The organism is Streptomyces soli, assembly GCF_003999195.1.
Classification (GTDB): Bacteria; Actinomycetota; Actinomycetes; order Streptomycetales; family Streptomycetaceae; genus Actinacidiphila; species Actinacidiphila soli.
Window position 1 is genome coordinate 1 of record NZ_RJVR01000356.1, and the last position, 19,488, is coordinate 19,488.

Annotated in this window: 16 protein-coding genes and 1 pseudogene; 10 read left to right on the top strand and 7 right to left on the bottom strand. The window is 69.9% G+C overall.

Annotated elements, in window-relative coordinates; genetic code table 11:
- From EFK10_RS43600 to EFK10_RS43635, 7 genes are all read right to left on the bottom strand, one after another.
- Positions 1 to 1,754: DUF4118 domain-containing protein (locus EFK10_RS43600; protein WP_240677840.1), on the bottom strand; the 1,754-nt coding region annotated here is incomplete at its 3' end.
- Positions 1,755 to 1,963: 209 nt separating this feature from the next.
- Positions 1,964 to 2,593 carry a potassium-transporting ATPase subunit KdpC gene (gene kdpC / locus EFK10_RS43605; RefSeq protein ID WP_127361176.1) on the bottom strand — a complete coding sequence of 210 codons (630 nt, stop codon included), beginning with the start codon at positions 2,591 to 2,593 and terminating at the stop codon, positions 1,964 to 1,966.
- 21 nt (positions 2,594 to 2,614) lie between these two features.
- The gene (gene kdpB / locus EFK10_RS43610; RefSeq protein WP_127361177.1) at positions 2,615 to 4,753 is read right to left on the bottom strand and encodes a potassium-transporting ATPase subunit KdpB; all 2,139 of its coding nucleotides are present in this window, start codon (positions 4,751 to 4,753) and stop codon (positions 2,615 to 2,617) included.
- On the bottom strand, positions 4,753 to 6,417 hold the full coding sequence (gene kdpA, locus EFK10_RS43615; RefSeq protein ID WP_127361178.1) for a potassium-transporting ATPase subunit KdpA: 1,665 nt from the start codon (positions 6,415 to 6,417) through the stop codon (positions 4,753 to 4,755). The genes kdpB (EFK10_RS43610) and kdpA (EFK10_RS43615) overlap by 1 nt, the downstream gene beginning before the upstream one ends.
- On the bottom strand, positions 6,418 to 6,507 hold the full coding sequence (kdpF, locus tag EFK10_RS43620; RefSeq protein WP_127361179.1) for a K(+)-transporting ATPase subunit F: 90 nt from the start codon (positions 6,505 to 6,507) through the stop codon (positions 6,418 to 6,420).
- A gap of 330 nt (positions 6,508 to 6,837) precedes the next feature.
- Positions 6,838 to 7,395 (bottom strand): universal stress protein, encoded by a 558-nt coding sequence (locus EFK10_RS43630; protein ID WP_127361180.1) that lies wholly within the window; start codon positions 7,393 to 7,395, stop codon positions 6,838 to 6,840.
- A 138-nt stretch (positions 7,396 to 7,533) separates the two neighbouring features.
- A complete protein-coding gene (locus EFK10_RS43635; RefSeq protein ID WP_127361181.1) occupies positions 7,534 to 9,096 on the bottom strand; it encodes a Na+/H+ antiporter in 1,563 nt (520 codons plus the stop codon).
- Between the two features lie 178 nt (positions 9,097 to 9,274).
- On the opposite strand from EFK10_RS43635, the gene EFK10_RS43640 reads away from it, so the two are divergent.
- The 10 genes and pseudogenes from EFK10_RS43640 to EFK10_RS43685 all read left to right on the top strand — a co-directional run.
- Complete coding sequence (locus tag EFK10_RS43640) at positions 9,275 to 9,679, top strand: DUF3592 domain-containing protein (protein WP_164836414.1); 405 nt, start codon at positions 9,275 to 9,277, stop codon at positions 9,677 to 9,679.
- A 309-nt stretch (positions 9,680 to 9,988) separates the two neighbouring features.
- Complete coding sequence (locus EFK10_RS43645) at positions 9,989 to 11,413, top strand: hypothetical protein (RefSeq protein WP_127361183.1); 1,425 nt, start codon at positions 9,989 to 9,991, stop codon at positions 11,411 to 11,413.
- A gap of 182 nt (positions 11,414 to 11,595) precedes the next feature.
- On the top strand, positions 11,596 to 11,997 hold the full coding sequence (locus EFK10_RS43650; protein ID WP_127361184.1) for an SAV_915 family protein: 402 nt from the start codon (positions 11,596 to 11,598) through the stop codon (positions 11,995 to 11,997).
- A gap of 12 nt (positions 11,998 to 12,009) precedes the next feature.
- A complete protein-coding gene (gene lysA, locus EFK10_RS43655) occupies positions 12,010 to 13,350 on the top strand; it encodes a diaminopimelate decarboxylase (protein WP_127361185.1) in 1,341 nt (446 codons plus the stop codon).
- Positions 13,351 to 13,447: 97 nt separating this feature from the next.
- Positions 13,448 to 13,564, top strand: a complete 117-nt coding sequence (locus EFK10_RS43660) for a potassium-transporting ATPase subunit F (protein WP_206305828.1) — start codon at positions 13,448 to 13,450, stop codon at positions 13,562 to 13,564.
- Positions 13,564 to 15,732: a potassium-transporting ATPase subunit KdpB gene (gene kdpB / locus EFK10_RS43665; protein ID WP_127361186.1), complete on the top strand. Its 2,169-nt coding sequence runs from the start codon at positions 13,564 to 13,566 to the stop codon at positions 15,730 to 15,732. Before EFK10_RS43660 ends, kdpB (EFK10_RS43665) begins: the two co-directional genes overlap by 1 nt.
- Before the next feature lie 2 nt (positions 15,733 to 15,734).
- Positions 15,735 to 16,610, top strand: coding sequence for a potassium-transporting ATPase subunit C (locus tag EFK10_RS43670; protein ID WP_127361187.1), 876 nt, complete (start codon positions 15,735 to 15,737; stop codon positions 16,608 to 16,610).
- A 2-nt stretch (positions 16,611 to 16,612) separates the two neighbouring features.
- The gene (kdpA, locus tag EFK10_RS43675) at positions 16,613 to 18,262 is read left to right on the top strand and encodes a potassium-transporting ATPase subunit KdpA (protein ID WP_127361188.1); all 1,650 of its coding nucleotides are present in this window, start codon (positions 16,613 to 16,615) and stop codon (positions 18,260 to 18,262) included.
- 117 nt (positions 18,263 to 18,379) lie between these two features.
- The gene (locus EFK10_RS43680; RefSeq protein ID WP_322973471.1) at positions 18,380 to 18,946 is read left to right on the top strand and encodes a hypothetical protein; all 567 of its coding nucleotides are present in this window, start codon (positions 18,380 to 18,382) and stop codon (positions 18,944 to 18,946) included.
- Positions 18,947 to 18,962: 16 nt separating this feature from the next.
- Positions 18,963 to 19,469, top strand: a pseudogene (locus tag EFK10_RS43685) (SDR family NAD(P)-dependent oxidoreductase); the annotation flags it as partial.
- Between the last annotated feature and the right edge of the window lie 19 nt (positions 19,470 to 19,488).

The window sequence follows — 19,488 nt, forward strand, 5'->3', positions numbered from 1 at the left end:
GCGGAGACGTGGGCGGCGAAGGCGGTGAGCACCCGCCGTTCGGAGGCGGCCAGGCGGCGGCCGCGCAGGACCAGCAGGCTGTCCTGCCCGACCGGGACCTTCACGGCGGCCTCGTCGGCCCCCGGTCGCGGTCCGCTGTCCCGGTCGAGCAGGACAGCGGACTCCATGCCGAAGGCCTCCCTGGTCCGCTCCAGCAGAGCAGGCACCGCGTGGTCGCCGCGCAGGATGCTCCCGGCCAGGGAGGAGAGGGTCTCGGCCTCGGCGGTGGCGTTGGCGGCCCGCCGGGACAGCCGCAGGGAGCGGTCCACGATCGTCGCGACGGTCACCGCGACCACCGCGAAGACTGCAAGGGCGAGGGCGTTGTTGAGTCCGCCGATGGTGAACTGACCGATGGGTGGGATGAAGTAGTAGTTGAGGAGCAGGGAGGCCGTGATCGAGGCCAGCAGGGCGGAGACCACACCTCCGATGCAAGCGACGCCGACGACGGCCAGCAGGAAGAGCAGAGCCTCGCTGGTGAGGTTGAGGATTCCGCGGTTGTTGGCGAGCAGGACCGTGAGCAGCACCGGCAGTACCAATCCGGCGACCGGTCCTGCCACCCGGCGGGCCAGGGGCAGGGTGCTGCGGGTGGTGGGCAGCAGGCGGCCGCGGCCGGCGCGTTCGTGGGTGACCCGGTGGACGTCTATGTCGCCGGAGAGTTCGGTGGTGATCTCGCCGACGCCGGGTCCGGTGACGAAGCGCATCAGCTGTCCGCGGCGGCTGGTGCCCATGACCAGTTGGGTGGCGTTTTCCGCGCGGGCGAAGTCCAGGAGGGCGGTGGGGATGTGGTCGCCGACGACCGAGTGGTAGCTGCCGCCGAGGCTCTCGATGAGTTCGCGCTGTCTGGCGAGGGCGGCGGGTGAGGCGTCGGCGAGTCCGTCGCTGCGGGCGATGTGCACGGCGAGCAGGTCACCGCCGGCGGAGCGGTCGGCGATCCGGGCCGCCCGGCGGATCAGGGTGTCGCCCTCCGGGCCGCCGGTGAGGGCGACCACGACGCGTTCGCGGGTCTCCCAGACGCCGCCGATGCTGTGCTCGGAGCGGTACTTCTGCAGGCCCTCGTCCACCCGCCCGGCGACCCACAGCAGGGCCAGTTCGCGCAGCGCGGTGAGGTTCCCGATCCGGAAGTAGTGGGACAGCGCGGCGTCGACCTTCTCGGGCGCGTAGACGTTGCCGTGTGCCATGCGCCGGCGCAGGGCCTCGGCGGGCATGTCGACCAGTTCGATCTGGTCGGCGCGGCGGACGACCTCGTCGGGGACGGTCTCGCGCTGCGGGACACCGGTGATCTTCTCAACGACGTCGTTGAGCGACTCCAGGTGCTGGATGTTGACGGTGGTGACGACGTCGATGCCCGCGTTGAGCAGCTCGTCGATGTCCTCCCAGCGCTTGGCGTTGCGGCCGCCGGGGATGTTGGTGTGGGGCAGTTCGTCGACCAGCGCTACCTGCGGTGCGCGGGCGAGGACCGCGTCGAGGTCCATCTCGGGAAAGACGGTGCCCCGGTACTCGCGTTCGGCCCGGCGAATCATTTCCAGGCCGTCGAGCATCGCCTCGGTGTTCGGACGCTTGTGGCACTCGACGAACGCCACCACAACATCGGTCCCGCGTGTGGCCCGGCGCCGGCCCTCGTCGAGCATCCGGTAGGTCTTGCCGACCCCGGGCGCAGCACCGAGGAAGACCTTGAGCGTGCCAGGCCTCCCCCAGCCTTCGGCCGGTGGGGGCACCTCCCAGCCGCCAGGCTGGGGGAGGACCCGCCCCCTGACTTCGTCGGGGGGACCCCCAATCTCGCTTCGCTCGCCCGGGGTGTCGGATGCCGCCGCTCTGACGGTTCGCGTCACCGGGAACCCTCCTCCTTGCATAAGTGCCACGCTGCCCGCTGGCGCAGAGTGTTCCTGTGCGAGCGGGCAGCGTGATGGGTGCGGGTCATGCGTCGCTACTTGACGTTGGCCAGGGCCAGGTTGAGTTCGACCACGTTCACGTACTCCTCGCCCAGGAACCCGAGCGCCCGGCTGTGGGTGTTGTCGGCGACGAGCTTGTTGACGATGCTCGGGTCGATGCCCCGGTTCTTGGCGACGCGGGCGACCTGTTCGTACGCGTACGCCGTGGAGATGTCCGGGTCGAGGCCGGAGCCGGACGCGGTGACCGCGTCAGCCGGGACCTTCGAGGCGGGCACCCCGTCGAACGCGGCCACGGCCGCCTTGCGTTCCTTGATGGTCTTGATCAGGTCGGCGTTGTTGGGGCCGAGGTTGGAGGCGCCGGAGGCCAGGGGGTCATAGCCGCCCGCGGAGGGGCGGGGCTGGAACCACTTGGGGTCGGGCTTGGCCACCTCGTTGGCGTCGTTCGGATTCTTCTTGGGGAGGTTGAAGTTCTGGCCGAGCAGGCTGGAGCCGACGACTTTGCCGTTCTGCTTCACCAGCGAGCCGTTGGCCTGGCCGGAGAACGCGGCCTGGGCGACGCCGGTGATCAGCAGCGGGTAGGCGATGCCGGTGATCACGGTGAACACCAGCAGCATCCGCAGGGCCGCCAGGTGGTTGCGGACCACCGTGGAAAGGGAGCTGGACATGATGGTTGCCTTCTGTCTCGGTCAGCGGAGCCCGGGGATGAACTGGATGATCAGGTCGATCGCCTTGATGCCGATGAACGGCAGGACCAGTCCGCCCAGGCCGTAGACCAGGATGTTGCGGTTGAGCAGGGCCGCCGCCGAGGAGGGCCGGTAGCGGACTCCGCGCAGGGCGAGCGGGATCAGCACGACGATGATCAGCGCGTTGAAGATGATCGCCGAGGCGATCGCCGACTGGGGGCTGTGCAGGCCCATGATGTTGAGCCTGTTCAGACCCGGGTACGCGATCGCGAACATCGCCGGGATGATCGCGAAGTACTTCGCGACGTCGTTGGCGATGGAGAACGTCGTCAACGCGCCCCGGGTGATCAGCAGTTGCTTGCCGATCTCCACGATCTCGATCAGCTTGGTCGGGTTGGAGTCCAGGTCCACCATGTTCCCGGCCTCCTTGGCAGCCGAGGTGCCGGTGTTCATGGCCACGCCGACATCCGCCTGGGCCAGCGCGGGTGCGTCGTTCGTGCCGTCTCCGGTCATGGCGACGAGCTTGCCGCCCGCCTGCTCCCGCTTGATCAGCGCCATCTTGTCCTCGGGAGTCGCCTCCGCGAGGAAGTCGTCGACGCCCGCCTCCTCGGCGATCGCCTTGGCGGTCAACGGGTTGTCACCGGTGATCATGACCGTACGGATGCCCATCCGCCGCAGCTCGTCGAACCGCTCCCGCATGCCCTGCTTGACGACGTCCTTGAGGTGAATGACGCCGAGCACGTGGGCGGTGACTTCGCCACCGCTTCGTACCAGTTCCCCGACCACCAGGGGGGTGCCGCCGCTTGCGGAGATGCCGTCGACCAGCGGGCCGACGTCGTCGGTGGGGTGTCCGCCGTTGTCGCGCACCCACTTCATCACCGCGGTCGCGGCGCCCTTGCGCAGCGACCGGCCGTCCCCGGAACCGTCGAGGTCCACGCCGCTCATTCGGGTCTGGGCGGTGAAGGGCACGAACTCGGCGTGGCTGAGTTCGCCTTCACTGCGTCCGCGAAGACCGTACGTCTCCTTGGCCAGGACGACGATGGAACGGCCTTCGGGGGTCTCGTCGGCCAGCGAGGACAGCTGGGCTGCGTCCGCGAGGTCGTTGACGTCGACCCCGCCGACCGGGAGGAATTCCGCGGCCTGGCGATTGCCGAGGGTGATGGTGCCGGTCTTGTCGAGCAGCAGGGTGTTGACGTCGCCGGCGGCCTCGACGGCTCGTCCGGACATGGCCAGGACGTTGCGCTGGACGAGGCGGTCCATGCCGGCGATGCCGATCGCGGACAGCAGCGCCCCAATGGTCGTCGGGATCAGTGCCACCACGAGGGCGACCAGGACCACGATGGTCTGCTCGGCCCCGGCGTAGATGGCGAACGGCTGCAGGGTCACCACGGCCAGCAGGAAGATGATCGTCATCGACGCCAGCAGGATGTTCAGCGCGATCTCGTTCGGCGTCTTCTGCCGGGCGGCGCCCTCGACCAGGGCGATCATCCGGTCGATGAAGGTCTCGCCCGGCTTGGACGTGATCTTCACGACGATCCGGTCCGACAGGACCTTCGTACCGCCGGTCACAGCGCTCCGGTCGCCGCCGGACTCGCGGATGACCGGCGCCGACTCGCCGGTGATCGCCGACTCGTCGACCGACGCGACACCCTCGACGACGTCACCGTCGCCGGGGATGGTCTGCCCGGCCTCGACGACCACATGGTCGCCGAGCTGGAGCTGGGCGCCGGGCACCTCCTCCTCACGCAGCTCCGTCGCCCCCGGCTTCCAGCCGGTCAGGCGTCGGGCCACCGACTCGGTCTTCGCCCGCCGCAGGGTCTCGGCCTGCGCCTTGCCACGGCCCTCGGCGACGGCCTCGGAGAGGTTGGCGAAGATCGCGGTCAGCCAGAGCCAGACGGTGATCACCCAGGCGAAGACGGACGGGTTCTTGATCGCTGACAGGGTGGTCAGGACCGCCCCGACCCAGACCACGAACATGACCGGGTTCTTCACCATCACCCGGGGGTTGAGCTTCTTCACCGCGTCAGGCAGGGAGGTGACGAGCTGCTTGGGGTCGAGCATGCCGCCGGAGACCCGGTGCTGCTCCGGTGCGGAGGGATCGCTCCCCGGCGTGGCGGGGGGTTCGACGGTGGTCAGGGACATCAGGAAAGGCCTTCCGCGAGCGGCCCCAGCGCGAGTGCGGGGAAATAGGTGAGGCCGACAACGATGAGGATCACGCCGGTCAGCAGACCGACGAACTGGGGGCGGTGGGTGGGCAGGGTGCCCGCCGTCACTGGCACCGGCTGCTGCCTGGCCAGCGACCCGGCCAGCGCCAGCACGAACACCATCGGCAGGAACCGGCCGAAGGCCATGGCCAGGCCGAGCGCGGTGTTGTACCAGTCGGTGTTCACGGAGATACCGGCGAACGCCGAGCCGTTGTTGTTGCCGGCCGAGGTGAAGGCGTACAGCACCTCGGAGAAGCCGTGCGGCCCGGAATTGAGCATCGAGGCCCGTTCACCCGGCAGCGCCATCGCCAGCCCGGCACCCACCAGCACGATCGCCGGCGTGGTCAGGATGTACAGGGAGGCGAACTTCATCTCCCGGCCGCCGAGCTTCTTGCCCAGGTACTCCGGGGTCCGGCCGACCATCAGCCCGGCCACGAAGACCGCGATGATCGCCAGGATCAGGATGCCGTAGAGGCCGGATCCGGTGCCGCCGGGCGCGATCTCGCCCAGCATCATGTTGAAGATCGTCATCCCGCCGCCACCCGGCGTGAAGGAGTCGTGGAAGGAGTTGACCGCGCCGGTCGAGGTGAGCGTGGTGGAGGTGGCGAACAACGCCGACGCCCAGATCCCGAACCGCTGCTCCTTGCCCTCCATCATGCCGCCGGCCAGATGCCCGGCCTGGCTGCTGACGCTGTGCAGCTCGTTGGCGGTGATGATGGCGACCGAGGACGCCCAGATGATCGCCATGACGGCGACGATGGCGTAACCCTGGCGGTGGTCGCCCACCATCTTGCCGAAGGTGCGCGGCAGCGAGAACCCGATCACCAGCAGGAGGTAGATCTCCAGCCAGTTGGTGAAGGCATTGGGGTTCTCGAACGGGTGGGCGGAGTTGGCGTTGTAGAAGCCACCACCGTTGGTGCCGAGCTCCTTGATGACCTCCTGCGAGGCCACCGGGCCACCGGTCAGGCTCTGGTGGTCGCCCGCGATCGTCGAGATCGACTCGACGCCGTGGAAGTTCTGGATCATCCCGCTCGCCACGAACACGATCGCGAAGACGATCGCCAACGGCAGCATCAGCCGCAGCACGATCCGGGTCAGGTCCACCCAGAAGTTGCCGACCCGGTCGGTCTTGTTCCGGGTGAAGCCGCGGATCAGGGCGGCGACAACGGCAATGCCGACGGCGGCGGAGACGAAGTTCTGCACCGCCAGGCCGGCCATCTGCACCAGGTGGCCCATCGCCGCTTCGCCCGAGTAGGCCTGCCAGTTGGTGTTGGTGACGAAGGACACCGCCGTGTTGAACGCCAGGGGCGACGGCACCGCCGGCATGCCGATGGACAGCAGCAGGTGGTTCTGCAGCCGCAGGAATCCGTACAGGAAGAGGACGGAGACGGCGGAGAAAGCAAGGACGCTGCGCAGGTACGCCGACCATTTCTGGTCCGCGTCGCCGTTCACGCCGCCGAGCTTGTAGACGATCTTCTCGGCGCGCAGGTGCTTGGGGGTGGTGAGGATGTGGGCGATGTAGTCGCCCAGCGGCCGGTAGGACAGGGCGAGGGCGCCGACCAGGGCGATGACCTGGAGCCAGCCCGCGAGGGTGTCGTTCATTTAGAACTTCTCCGGGAAGATCAGGGCCAGGACCAGATAGCCGACCAGGGCCACGGCGACGACGAGTCCGACGACATTTTCGATGCTCACAGCCGCTCGACCCCCTTGGCCACGAGGCCGAGCACGGCGAAGACCGCGACGGTGACGACGATGAACAGTAGGTCTGGCATGTACGAGACACCCCGGAAGTAAGAAAGGGATATAACCGCTCAATCCTCTCGGAGGTGGGGGCATCACGAGTGGACCTGAGCAGTGTCGGCGAGCACCGACCCCTGAAGCCAAGCGCCCACGAGTTCCCCTGACGACCCCCGTTAGCGCGCTCCTGACGCCGTGACGTAGCACCTTGATGCCGCCTTGATGCGACATTCGGAATCCGGTGGTGCCGAAGAGGGGAAGATCGACGCGCCTACGGGCGCACCGTCATCCGCGCGGCAGTCGGGGTGCGTCCTCGCCGGGTCGCCGGGGCGGGAGCGGCAGGCGCCAGGTGTTGCGGCGGTGCACAGCCGTGAGGTCGCGCTGCAGAGGGGACGGCGGTACGGCCAGGACCGGGCATGTCGCGTTTGCCAGGCAGTAGCGACTGGTCGAGCGGCACAGCGCCCGGCGCAGCAGGCCGCGCTGACCGGCGCCGATCACCAGCAGGTCGTCTTCCCGGTCGGCTGTCAGCACCAGCACGGTGCCCGGCGTTCCGCGGACGGCCCGGGCTTGCAGCCGGTGCTCGCTCCAGCCCCAGCCGAGGGCCGTGTCCAGTGCGGTACGCAGCCGCTCCGTGGCCAGACGGCGGCCGTCCTCCAGCAACGGCGGAAGCGGGGCACGACGGTAGGCGTACTCGCCACCGACAGGTTCCCAGGCCAGCACCGCCAGCACCTCGGCGTCCGTATGGCGGCTCTCGACCACCGCGCGGTGCAGCGCGGCAAGGCTGCCCAGCGATCCGCTCACCCCTACCACGATGCGCCGGGGGCCGGTGCCGGTCTCGTCCATGGCTGCTACCGCTCCCTATCCGGTGTACTCCTCGCTGCCGTACGACATCGAAGCGCGACCGCAGGCCGGGGGCGACCCTCCTGACGCGCCCCTGACGGGAGACAACGCCGGATTGACGGCTCCCTGACCCGGCCAGTGCTACTCCCCGAGGCCGACGTCCTCCTGGTCCAGGGCCCGCTGGATACGCCTGCGCGTGGTGTCGCTGACCCGGTGCTCGTCATAGAGCCGTTGCAGCTCGGCGGCCTCCGCCTCGATCAGGGCACGCCGCGTCGCGCGATAGGCGGTGGCGGTGGAGTCCGCCGGATCCGCCGCCTCGTCCATCTCGGACCGGGCATGGTCGATGCGGGCCTGCAGACCGCGGCGCAACTGGTCCACAACGACCTCGGGTGCGGCCTCCAGGTCGGCGAGCTGCTCCAGCTGCGTGAGCCCGGCACGAGCGAGGCTCTCCCGGGCCTTGGCCTCTTCGCGGGCGGTGCTGGTGGGTTCCAGGGCGATGCCGGAACGGCGGACCACGGGCGCCAGCGTGAAGCCCTGCAGGACGAGGGTGAAAACGACGACCGCGGTGGTCAGGACCAGCACCAGTTCCCGCTGCGGCAGCGGCGTGCCGTCGTGGGCGGTGAGCGGAATGGACAGAGCCGCCGCAAGCGGCAGGACGCCGCGAGTGCCGGCCCAGGACAGCACTGCGGGGACCCGCCAGGAGATCGGGCCGATGCCGCGCCGGTGCTGCATGGCGGCGGAGAGTGGGAAGACCCAGAGCATCCGGACGGTCAGCAGGGTCCCGGCCACCGCGAGCGCCTGCAGCGGCCAGATGTGACCTTCGGCGCCGAGATCGTGGATGAGCGACGGCAGCTCCAGACCGATGAGGGCGAAGACCACACTCTCCAGCAGGAAGACGACGGTGCCGTAGACCGCGTGCACCTGCAGGCGGATGGGCGCATTGGTGAGCCGCTGCGTCTGCCCGCCCAGCACGACCCCGGCGACCACAACAGCGGTCACCCCCGAAGCGTGCACATCCTCAGCCAGAACGTACGCCGCGTAGGGGGTGACCAGCGCGATCACCGTCTCCAGCACCGGGTCCTCGGTACGACGCCGGATCAGCGCCACCGCCCCGGCCACCGCCGCGCCGACCAGCGCCCCGCCGCCGCCAAGAGCCACGAACTCACCGGCGGCCGTGCCCCCCGACAACGCCCCGCCGGCCACGGCCGTACCCACCGCGACCTTGAACAGCACCAGGCTCGTGGCGTCGTTGAACAGGCTCTCGGCCTGCACCATCATCTGGATGCGCGGCGGCAGCGCGAGCCGTCGCCCCAGCGCGGTCACCGCCACCGGGTCCGTGCTGGCCAGCACCGCTCCCAGTACGAGGGCCATCGTCCCGGACAGGGGAGTCAACGCCGCCGCCACCGCACCGACTGCGGCGGCCGAGGCCAGCACCAATCCGAAGGCGAGCACCGTGACCGGCCGCCACACCCGCCGCAAATCACGCCAGGAGATCTCCTCCGCCGAGGCATACAGCAGCGGCGGCAGCACCACCAGGTTGATCACCTGCGGCGATACCCGGAAAGCCATCACCCAGGGCAGCAGGCCAACCCCGATACCGGCTATGACCAGCAAGGACGGCGCCGGGATACGCCAGTGACGGGCACCCGTAGCCACGGCGGTGGCCAACGCCACCAGGATCAGTACTGCGGTCAGGTCACTCATGGCGCGTCCCCCGGGTCGTCTGAGCTGGTCATGCTTGATTTGCCGCCGACCAGACTTCCCGGCACTCCGAGGCCAGTCTAATGAATCTCTGACGTCAGGATTTCGTCGGTCGACGACCCGCCCCGCTCGCCCCGCCACACACTGGAAGAGCAGATCCAGCGGCGGAAGGAGACCGCGCATGCCCGACGGAGCCGTCGTCACGATGGCCGGATTCACCGTGGTGAGCGGCGCGGTAGCGCTGCTGACAGGCATCGCCGGACTACGGACAATCCGCCGCCTGCGCCGCGTGGGCGTGGAGGTGCGGGCGATGGTCAAGCGTGTCGGCCCGGCCGCGGAAGATGAGCGGGCACGGCCGGTACTGCAGTACGTAACCCAGGACGGACGGGTCATGGAGGTCGCTTCGCCCGCACCCGCGTCCAAACGGCACCCCCTGGCCGACGGCAGCCTGGTACTCGTCAGATACGACCCGGTCGATCCCCGCGAACTGCTGCTCCACGGACATGATCGGACCACGCCTGAGTACGTGATGGTGGGCACGGGCGCTGCCTTCATGCTTCTGGGCATCGGCCTGCTGCTCGCATAGTCCCGCCCCTCTCGGGCCACCGCACTCGGCTCTCCGTCAGGAGTACGTCAAGATCCTCCGACATGGCGTCAGGGCGGCGACAACACAAGGCCCTTCACCGCGATCGAGGCCCAAGAGTATTCATCGCGGGGAGTGCGGCGTACGCCGCTCCGCGATGCGAACAGGGGGCTCATCGCGATGCCGGAGACCAGCGTTACCAAGCAGCGACCTACGGCACCGCACCAGGCATCGGCCCCGGACCTGACCGGCCCTCCCCGACCGGCCGGGGAACAGCACCGCGAACCGCGAGTGTCCCCCAGGGGGATACGCGTGCCGCGCCGCAGACCGAGGGCTCTGCGGCTCGGCCTCCCCGCGACAGTCCCCGGCAGGCTGAAACTCCTGCGCGGCGCCGCACTGGCCGCCTCGGCCCTGCTCATCGCCGCACTCGTCGCGACAGGTCTGCTGACGCACGCCTCCTGGTCGGACATCCGGGGCCGTTCCGCACCTCAGGTGACCAGCGCAACCGGCCTGTACTTCGCGCTGGGCGACATGGACGCCCAGCTCGCCAACCAGCTGATGCTCGGCGCCACCCCCAGCCTCGCCGCCGACCGCCGAACCGCAGCCCGCGTCTACGCCCAGCGTCGTACCGAAGCCGCCACCCGCCTCCGCGACCTCGCCGAGGCGGCACAGGGCGACCCCGCCGCCGAGAAGACCGTCGCCCAGGCCATCGCCGACTTCGGCAGCTACGAAGAGGGCGCCGCCCGCGCGCTCCTGCTGAGCGACCAGACAGCCCGCCCGGCGGGCAAGACCGATCCCGGCGCCCTGGCCGCCTACCGGTACGCCACCCAGCTCATGCGCACCCGGCTCCTGCCCGAGGCCGACCGTCTCGTCACGGCCAACAACAACGCCTTCGACGCGACCGCCTCCGCCACCACCGACCAATTGTCCTCGGCCCGGGTCGCCGTCCTCGCCGCCGGCATCCTGCTGCTCACCCTCCTCGTCACCCTCCAGCTGTTCCTCACCGCCCGGTTCCGGCGCATCGTCAACCCGCCACTGGCCGCCGCGTCCCTGATCGCCCTCGGCGTTCTCATCACCGCGACCGTGCAGATCTCCGGCCAACAACAGCACCTGCGGGTCGCCCGCCACGACGCCTTCGACTCCGTCGTCGCCCTCACCCGCGCCCGCGCGGTCGCCTACGACGCCAACGCCGACGAGTCCCGCTATCTGCTGGACCAGCCGCACGCCGCCGAACACCAGCAGGACTTCTTCGCCAAGAGCCAGCAGTTGATGCGGCTGCCCTCCGCCACCCTCACCGACTACGACGCACGGTCCGCCGCCGCCATGGACGCCTACCGCGCCGACCACACGGACCTGCGCTTCACCGGCTTCTTCGGCGACGAATTCCGCAACATCACCTTCAGCGGCGAGCGCCAGGCGGCGGAGAACGTCATCGCCAGTTACCGCACGTACCAGCAGGACGACCGGCACCTGCGTGCCCTCGCCTCCTCAGGGCATCTGACCGAAGCGATCCAGTACTGCGTGAGCTACCGCACCGGCGAATCCAACTGGGCCTTCGGCCAGTACGACACAGCACTGCGGAAACTGATCTCCATCAACACCACCGCCTACGAACAGGCGGCCGCCGAAGGCGCCGACAACTCGCTGTCCCTGCCGCTCGGCCTCGCCTCCGCCGCGGCCGCCATCGCGGCCCTCGCCGTCCTCGGCCTGCGCCCCCGCCTGACCGAGTTCCGATAATCGCCGGGGGCCCGTACGCCCGCGGGGACTCCGCGTAAGTGAGACGTCAGGGCATTCGCGAGTCGCGTCAAGCGCGCGTCAGGGCCTGGTCAGGGCCCGGACCGGCGGGCATAGCTTCGGTGAGCGTCCTCGGCCACCGTGCCGGACCGGCGCAGTCCGTCTTTCCTTCAGGGAGGAACGCCATGTCGCAGTGCCAGCTCGCGGAGGACCCCGAGCCTTCACAACCTGTCCCGGCCGGACCGCTCTTCGTCCCCGTCCGGCCGGGGCCCATGGGCTGTACGGCCCGCTTCTTCCGCACCCCGCTGGGCGGCCGTACGGCCGTCGGCTTCACCACCGAGCGGCAGCTCGTCGCCACCCTGGGCAGCGACCAGGAGTGGATCATGCTCTCGGAATACGCGCTGCGAGCCCTGGCCGCACCTCTGGGCGTCACCGCCCTCACCGTGGATCCGCAGCTTGCTGCGCCTGCCCCGGCGGCCACTCCCAGGACGAAGCCCTGGCACAACTGGGATCCGCAGGCCGTCGGTGTGCTGCGGGTGACCGGTGCCGCAGCCGTCGTCGCCTGCCTGAACCTGCTGATCGGCTGAAGGGGGACCGCCATGACCACCATCTCTGTGTCGCCGGAAACCATTGGGACCACGCCCGGCCCGTTCTCCGTCTGGCCGGGTTCCGCCCGGCCTGCCCCCGGCGGCGATGTGACCGTCGGCGGGGTGTCCCTGGCCGAGGCCGCCGACCGATTCGGCACCCCGCTGTACGTCCTGGACGAGGACGAGGTCCGGGAACGCTGCCGCACCTACCGCGCCGCGTTCCCCGACGCCGACGTCATCTACGCCGCCAAAGCGTTCCTGTGCCGGGCCGTCGCCCACTGGGTGCAGGAAGAAGGCCTCGGCCTGGACGTCTGCTCCGCCGGAGAACTGGAACTCGCGGTCACCACCGGCTTCCCGCCGGAAAAGATCGTGATGCACGGCAACGCCAAGAGTCCGCAGGACCTGGCCACCGCCATCCGCCTCGGCGTCGGGCGCATCGTCATCGACAGCACCTGCGAGATCGCCCGACTGGCCGCGCTGCTACCGGTGGGCACCCGCCAGCAAATCATGGTGCGGGTCGTCCCCGGCATCTCAGCCGGCGGACACGCCGCCATCCGCACCGGCACCGACAGCCAGAAGTTCGGCCTGTCCATCACCGACGGCTCCGCCCAACACGCCATCACCCGCATCCTCGACCAGCCCAACCTGGACCTGGTGGGCCTGCACTGCCACATCGGCTCCCAGGTCACCACCGTCAAGCCGTACGTTCTGGCCGTCCGACGGCTGGTCGGCCTGATGGCCCGCATACGCGAGCAACATGGCATCACCCTCCCCCAGCTGGACATCGGCGGCGGACACGCCGTCGCCTACCGGCCCGGCGAGGAAGCCCTCGACATCACCGCTCTGGCCGCCCGGGTACGCACCGAACTCACCGACGGCTGCACCCGGGCCGGACTACCCGTACCCCACCTCACCATCGAACCCGGCCGCGCCGTCATCGGCCCGGCCGGTGTGGCCGTCTACCACGTCCTCGCCGTCAAACGCACTGGCGACCACACCTTCGTCGCCGTCGACGGCGGCATGAGCGACAACCCCCGCCCCGCACTGTACGGAGTCCGCTACGCCCCCACGCTCATCGGCCGCCACACCTCCGCCACACCACACCCGGTCACCGTTGTCGGCCGGCACTGCGAAGCCGGCGACATCCTCGCCGACGACGTCCTGCTCCCCGACGACATCCGCCCCGGCGACCTCCTCGCCGTCCCCGTCGCCGGCGCCTACCACCTCTCCATGGCCTCCGGCTACAACCTGATCGGCCGCCCACCCGTCGTCGCCGTCACCCACGGCACCGCCCGCGTCCTCGTACGCCGCGAATCACTCGCCGACATCAGCAGCCGCGACATCTGCCTGTAGCGGCGGCTCCTTCACCATCCCATCACCGAGCCCTCCCGGGCGGGCTGTTTCTGTCGCCTGCCCGGGAGCCTCCATCGCGTAAGAGAGTTCCCATGCTGTGCAGACACTCAGGGACGAGGTCCTGATGAGCGTCGAGAACACCATCGGCCTGATCGTCGCGTGCGCCCTGGTGGGCTCCCTGACCTTCGCCCTGATCTTCTCGGAGCGTTTCTGATGACCGCCTCCGCGCCGGCCAAACCGGCTCCCGTGCAGCCGGTGCGACCCCCTGATACCGAACGGCCGCGCCGGGTGGGCGCCGGGATGCTCGACCCGAAGCAGTTGTGGCGCGCGCTCCCCGAGGCGCTGCGCAAGCTCAACCCGCTGACGCTGCTGCGTAATCCCGTCATGTTCGTCACCGAGGTGGGCGCCGCGCTCACCACGGGGATCGCGATCGCCCATCCCAGCCTCTTCGGCTGGCTGATCACCGGTTGGCTGTGGCTGACGGTGGTCTTCGCCAATCTCGCCGAGGCTGTCGCCGAGAGCCGTGGCAAGGCCCAGGCCGACTCTCTGCGTCGCACCCGGCAGCAGACGACGGCCCTGCGGCTGGTCGGCTGGGAAGCGGGGGCGGCCAGGTCCTCGTATCTCGAAGAGATCGTGCCGGCGGCGGAGTTGCTGCGCGGGGACATCGTGGCGGTGCCGGCCGGGCAGCTGATCCCCGGCGACGGCGACGTCATCGCGGGCGTGGCGAGCGTCGACGAGTCTGCGATCACCGGCGAGTCGGCGCCGGTGATCCGTGAGTCGGGCGGCGACCGCAGTGCCGTCACCGGTGGCACCAAAGTGCTGTCGGACCGGATCGTCGTGCGGATCACGCAGGAACCAGGCGACAGCTTCATGGACCGGATGATCGCCCTGGTCGAGGGCGCCAACCGGCAGAAGACCCCGAACGAGCTGGCGCTGAACCTGCTGCTGGTCATGCTGACCTTTGTCTTCCTGGTCGCGGTCGTGACATTGCAGCCGATGGCTATCTTCTCCAAGGGCTTCATGTCGGCGGCGCCCGACACGGCGGTGCTCACCGGCAATGGCGTCACCGGCATCGTTTTGGTGTCGCTGCTGGTGTGTTTGATCCCGACCACCATCGGCGCGCTGCTATCGGCGATCGGCATCGCCGGGATGGACCGCCTCGTGCAGCGCAACGTGCTGGCCATGTCCGGGCGTGCCGTTGAAGCCGCGGGTGATGTGAACACCTTGCTGCTCGACAAGACCGGGACCATCACGTACGGCAACCGGCAGGCGAGCGCCTTCCTGCCGGCCGGGGACGTCCCGGCGGGTCGGTTGGCCAGGGCCGCGCTGCTGTCCAGCCTCGCCGACGAGACGCCCGAGGGCCGCTCGATCGTCGAATTCGCGCGAGAGCACTACCAGTTGCCCTCCCCGGACGCCCTGGAAGGCGCCGAATGGCTGCCGTTCACCGCCACCACCCGGATGTCGGGGGTGGATCTGCCGGACGGGCGGCGGCTGCGCAAGGGCGCGGCGGCCGCAGTCGCCGCGTGGGTGCGCGAGCAGGGCGGTGAGGTGTCGGCCACCCTGGAGGAGTCGGTCGAGCGGGTGTCGGCCTCCGGCGGTACACCGCTGGCCGTCGCGGAGACCGGGGCTGACGGCACGGCACAGGTGCTCGGCGTCGTCCATCTCAAGGACGTAGTCAAGCCGGGACTGCGCGAGCGGTTCGACGAACTGCGCCGCATGGGCATCCGTACGGTGATGATCACCGGCGACAACCCGGTGACGGCGAAGGCGATCGCCGAGGAAGCGGGCGTCGACAATTTCCTCGCCGAAGCGACCCCCGAGGACAAGCTCACCCTCATCAAGCGCGAGCAGGCCGGCGGCCATCTCATCGCCATGACCGGCGACGGCACCAACGACGCGCCGGCCCTCGCGCAGGCGGACGTCGGCGTCGCCATGAACACCGGAACGTCGGCCGCCAAGGAGGCCGGCAACATGGTCGACCTCGACTCGGACCCCACAAAGATCATCGAGATCGTGGAGATCGGCAAGCAACTCCTCATCACCCGGGGAGCCTTGACCGCCTTCTCCATAGCCAACGACATCGCCAAGTACTTCGCGATCCTGCCGGCCGTGTTCGGCGCGGTGTATCCGGGGCTGGACGCCCTGAACATCATGCGGCTGCACTCGCCGATGTCCGCGATCCTGTCCGCCGTCGTCTTCAACGCAGTCGTCATCGTCGCGCTCATCCCGCTCGCCCTGCGCGGCGTGCGCTACCGCCCGAGCAGCGCCTCCGCCCTGCTCACCCGCAACCTCTGGGTCTACGGCCTGGGCGGAGTCATCGTGCCCTTCCTGGCCATCAAGATCATCGACGTGGCCCTCGTCCAGTTCATACCGGGGATCTGACCATGACACGACTCCCTCACTGGGCCGCCCAGAGCGTCGCGGCCGCCCGGGTGGTCCTCGTCCTCACCCTCCTGGTGGGACTCGCCTATCCACTGCTTATGACCGCCGCCGCTCACGTGCCCGGCCTGCGGCACAGCGCACAGGGTTCCCTCGTCACCGGCGCCGACGGCAGGACAGCCGGCAGCTCGCTGATCGGCCAGTCCTTCACCGACGCCAAGGGCAACCCGATCAAGACGTACTTCCAGTCCCGGCCCTCCAACGCCGGTACGGGATACGACGCCACGGCCTCCGGCGCCGGCAACCAGGGTGCCGAAAGCGTCGTGGACACCCCCGGCAAACAGAGCCTGCTCACCCAGGTCTGCGCGCGCAGCAAGGCGGTCGGCGAACTGGAGCACGTCGACGGCTCACGCCCGTACTGCACGGCCGGCGGGGTCGGTGCCGTCCTCGGCATCACGTACGACGGCGGCACCAGCGGCCGCGTCACCAACGCCGTCAGCCTCAACCAGGCCTGCCCGGCCAAGCCGTTCCTGTCCTCGTACCAGGGTGTCACCGTCACCTGCGCCAAGCCCGGCGCGGACTACAGCGCCACCGTGACCGTGCCCATACGCGGCAACGCCCCGGCCCACCCGGTCGTGCCGGCCGACGCGGTCACCGCGAGCGGCAGCGGCCTCGACCCCGACATCAGCCCGGCGTACGCCGAGCTGCAGGCCCCGCGTGTCGCCCGCAAACGCGGCACCAGCGAGGCGAGCATCCAGAAGTTGATCAAGAAGTACACCACCGGGCGCGCCCTCGACGTGCTCGGCGAGCCGACCGTCAATGTCGTGGAGCTCAACCTGGCCCTCGACCGCACCTACCAGAACCCGAAGCAGGGAGCCTGACCATGGCGGCCTGGATCCAGGCAACGATCGTCATCGCCGTCGTCGTGGGGCTCCACGTCCCGCTGGGCGACTACATGGCGCGCATGCTCGACGGCGGCAGACACTGGCGGGGCGAGAAGGCCCTGTACCGGTTGTGCGGCATCAACCCGGACAAGGAACAGACCTGGCGGCACTACCTGGTGGCGCTGCTGGCCTTCTCCGCCATGAGCATCGCGGCGCTCTTCGTCCTCTTCACCCTCCAGGGCCCCCTGCCCTGGTCGCTCGGCCACGCCGGCATGCCGTGGCAGCTCGCCCTCCACACGGCCGTCAGCTTCACCACCAACACCAGCTGGCAGAATTACGCCGGCGAGTCCACCACCGGCCACCTCGCCGTCATGGCAGGCCTGGGCACCCAGGCCTTCGCCTCCGGCGCCGTCGGCATCTGCGCCGCCCTCGCCCTCATCCGCGGCCTGGTCCGGCGCTCGACGACCGACCTCGGCAACTTCTGGGTCGACCTGATCCGTACGATCTTCCGCGTCATGCTGCCCCTCGCGGTCGTCTCAGGTCTGGTGCTCATCGCGCTCGGCGTCGAGCAGAACCTCGGCGCAGCGCACACCGTCACCACCGTGGCCGGCGGCCACCAGACGCTGATCGGCGGCCCGGCGGGCTCCTGGGAACCCCTGAAGCTGTTCTCGGGCGACGGCGGAGGCATCTTCAACGCCAACAGCGCGCACCCGTACGAGAACCCCTCGGCCTGGACCAACACCATCGAGATCGTGCTGATGCTGCTCATCCCGACCGCCTTCATCCGCACCTACGGCCGCATGATCGGCAGCCTGAAGCAGAGCTGGACGCTCCTCGCCGTCGTCGGCATCCTCTTCGGCCTGCTGCTCGCCGCCGGCTCGCTGGCGCAGAGCGCCCACACCGGCACGGTCACGGCCGCGGTCGGCGGGCAGACGGAGGGCACCGAGACCCGCTTCGGCGTCCCCGGCAGCACCCTGTTCGGCATCTCGGCCACCGGCTCCGCCGACGGCGCCGCCAACGCCTCGTACGACAGCTTCTCCAGCCTCGGCGGCGGTGTGCTCATGGCCGCGATGATGCTCGGCGAGATCGCCCCCGGCGGCACCGGCAGCGGTCTGTACGGCCTGCTCATGGCCGTCATGATCGCCGTCTTCATCGGCGGGCTCATGATCGGCCGCACGCCCGAGTACCTGCGCAAACGGATCGGCTTCGCCGAGATGCGGTACGTCGTCCTGTACGCCCTGGTCGCGCCCACCGCGATCCTGGCCTGCTCGGCGATCGCGGTGGCCCTGCCGCAGGGCCGGTCGTCCATGGGCAACGCCGGCCCGCACGGCCTCAGCGAGCTGATCTACGCCTACACCAGCAACGTCAACAGCAACGGCAGCGCCATGGCGGGTTTCAACGGCGCCACCGACTTCCACAACCTGCTCATGGTCGCCGCCATGCTGATCGGCCGCTATGTCCCCATCGTCTTCGTCCTGGCGTTGGCCGGCCGACTGGCCATACAGCAGCCAGGCGTCGTCACCGTCGGCACCCTCCGCGCCCACGGCGTCAACTTCGTCGTCCTGGCCACCGGAGCCGCCCTCGTCCTGGCACTGCTCAACTTCCTGCCGGCCCTGTCCCTCGGCCCGCTGGCCGAAGGGCTGTACTAGCAGTACCGGCGGCGCGGACGGCTCCGGCGTCAAGGACGCGCCAAGACGGCGGAGCACGGCGTCAGGGAAGTGTCAGGAACGGGGTCACGGAGATGCGGCGCACCTAGCGTCAGACCCATGGAATCGCGAAGTGCCCGATCCGCCTCGGCGCGCAACCGGCAGCACCCGGGGCCGCCATCGGGCAAGGGCTTGGCCGGCGACCGCCACTGGCGCGGCGACGCCCGGTACGCGATCCGGTGCGCCCTCGCCTTCTACGCGCTGGCCATGCTGATCGACCAGGGCGCCGGCACTCTCACCCTGCCGCGTGCCGGCCTGTGGACCGGGCTGGCCCTTCTGGCCCTTGTCGTCCTGCTGCCGCCCCGGGTGAGCGTCGGCGAGGGGTGGCTGGCGGTACGGGGTCTGGTGCGCGAGCGCCGGGTGCGCACCGATGCCCTGGTCGAGGTTCGTCAGTACGAGGGCATCTCGGCCCATCTGCTCCTGCGGGACGCCGCCGGCCGCTGGCTGGAGCTCGATCCGCGGGTCCTGGTCGGCAATGCGTTGATCTGGCACGAGGTGGACGCGGGCATCCGCCGGTCCCGCGAACGCGGCACTCTGCGTTCCGGGACGGACGTACTGCGGCGGCTGAGCGAGCGGATCGACGGTACGGAGGCCCAGGCGGTGTTCCGGGCCTCCGGCCTGGAGTAGCTCAGGCGGTCCCCGCACCGCCGACGGCCACGAACTCTCCCTCCAGGTCAACTTCCTGGCCGCCTACCTGCTCACCCGCGCCCTGGCCGGACCGCTGACCGTGCGCTCGGGCAGCCGAGTGGTCAACGTTTATTCCGCGATGCACCGCACCGCCTCCATCTCCTGGAACGACCTCAACCGCGCCCGCCGCCACTCCCGGCACACCGCCTACGCCCAGTCACAGCTCTCCCTCACCGTCTTCGCCCGCGCCGAAGCCCCCACCGGGTGCACGGTCGTCAGCGTCCACCCCGGCATCTGCGAGACCACACTGCCGCCGCTGTACGCATACGAGGGCGAGCCCGCCGCCCAAGACGCCGCCCGCGTGGTGCGCCTGTGCGACCCGGCGACCGAGCTGGTTCCCGGCGGCTACTACGACCGCACCGCGCTCTGCCCGGCCGCGCCCGTCGCGACCGAGGACCGCACCGTACGCCGCCTGTGCAAGCTCGCCGACCGCCTCGTCGCCGACCGGGCCGGCCGGCGCTGAACCCATGGCCGTACCGCTG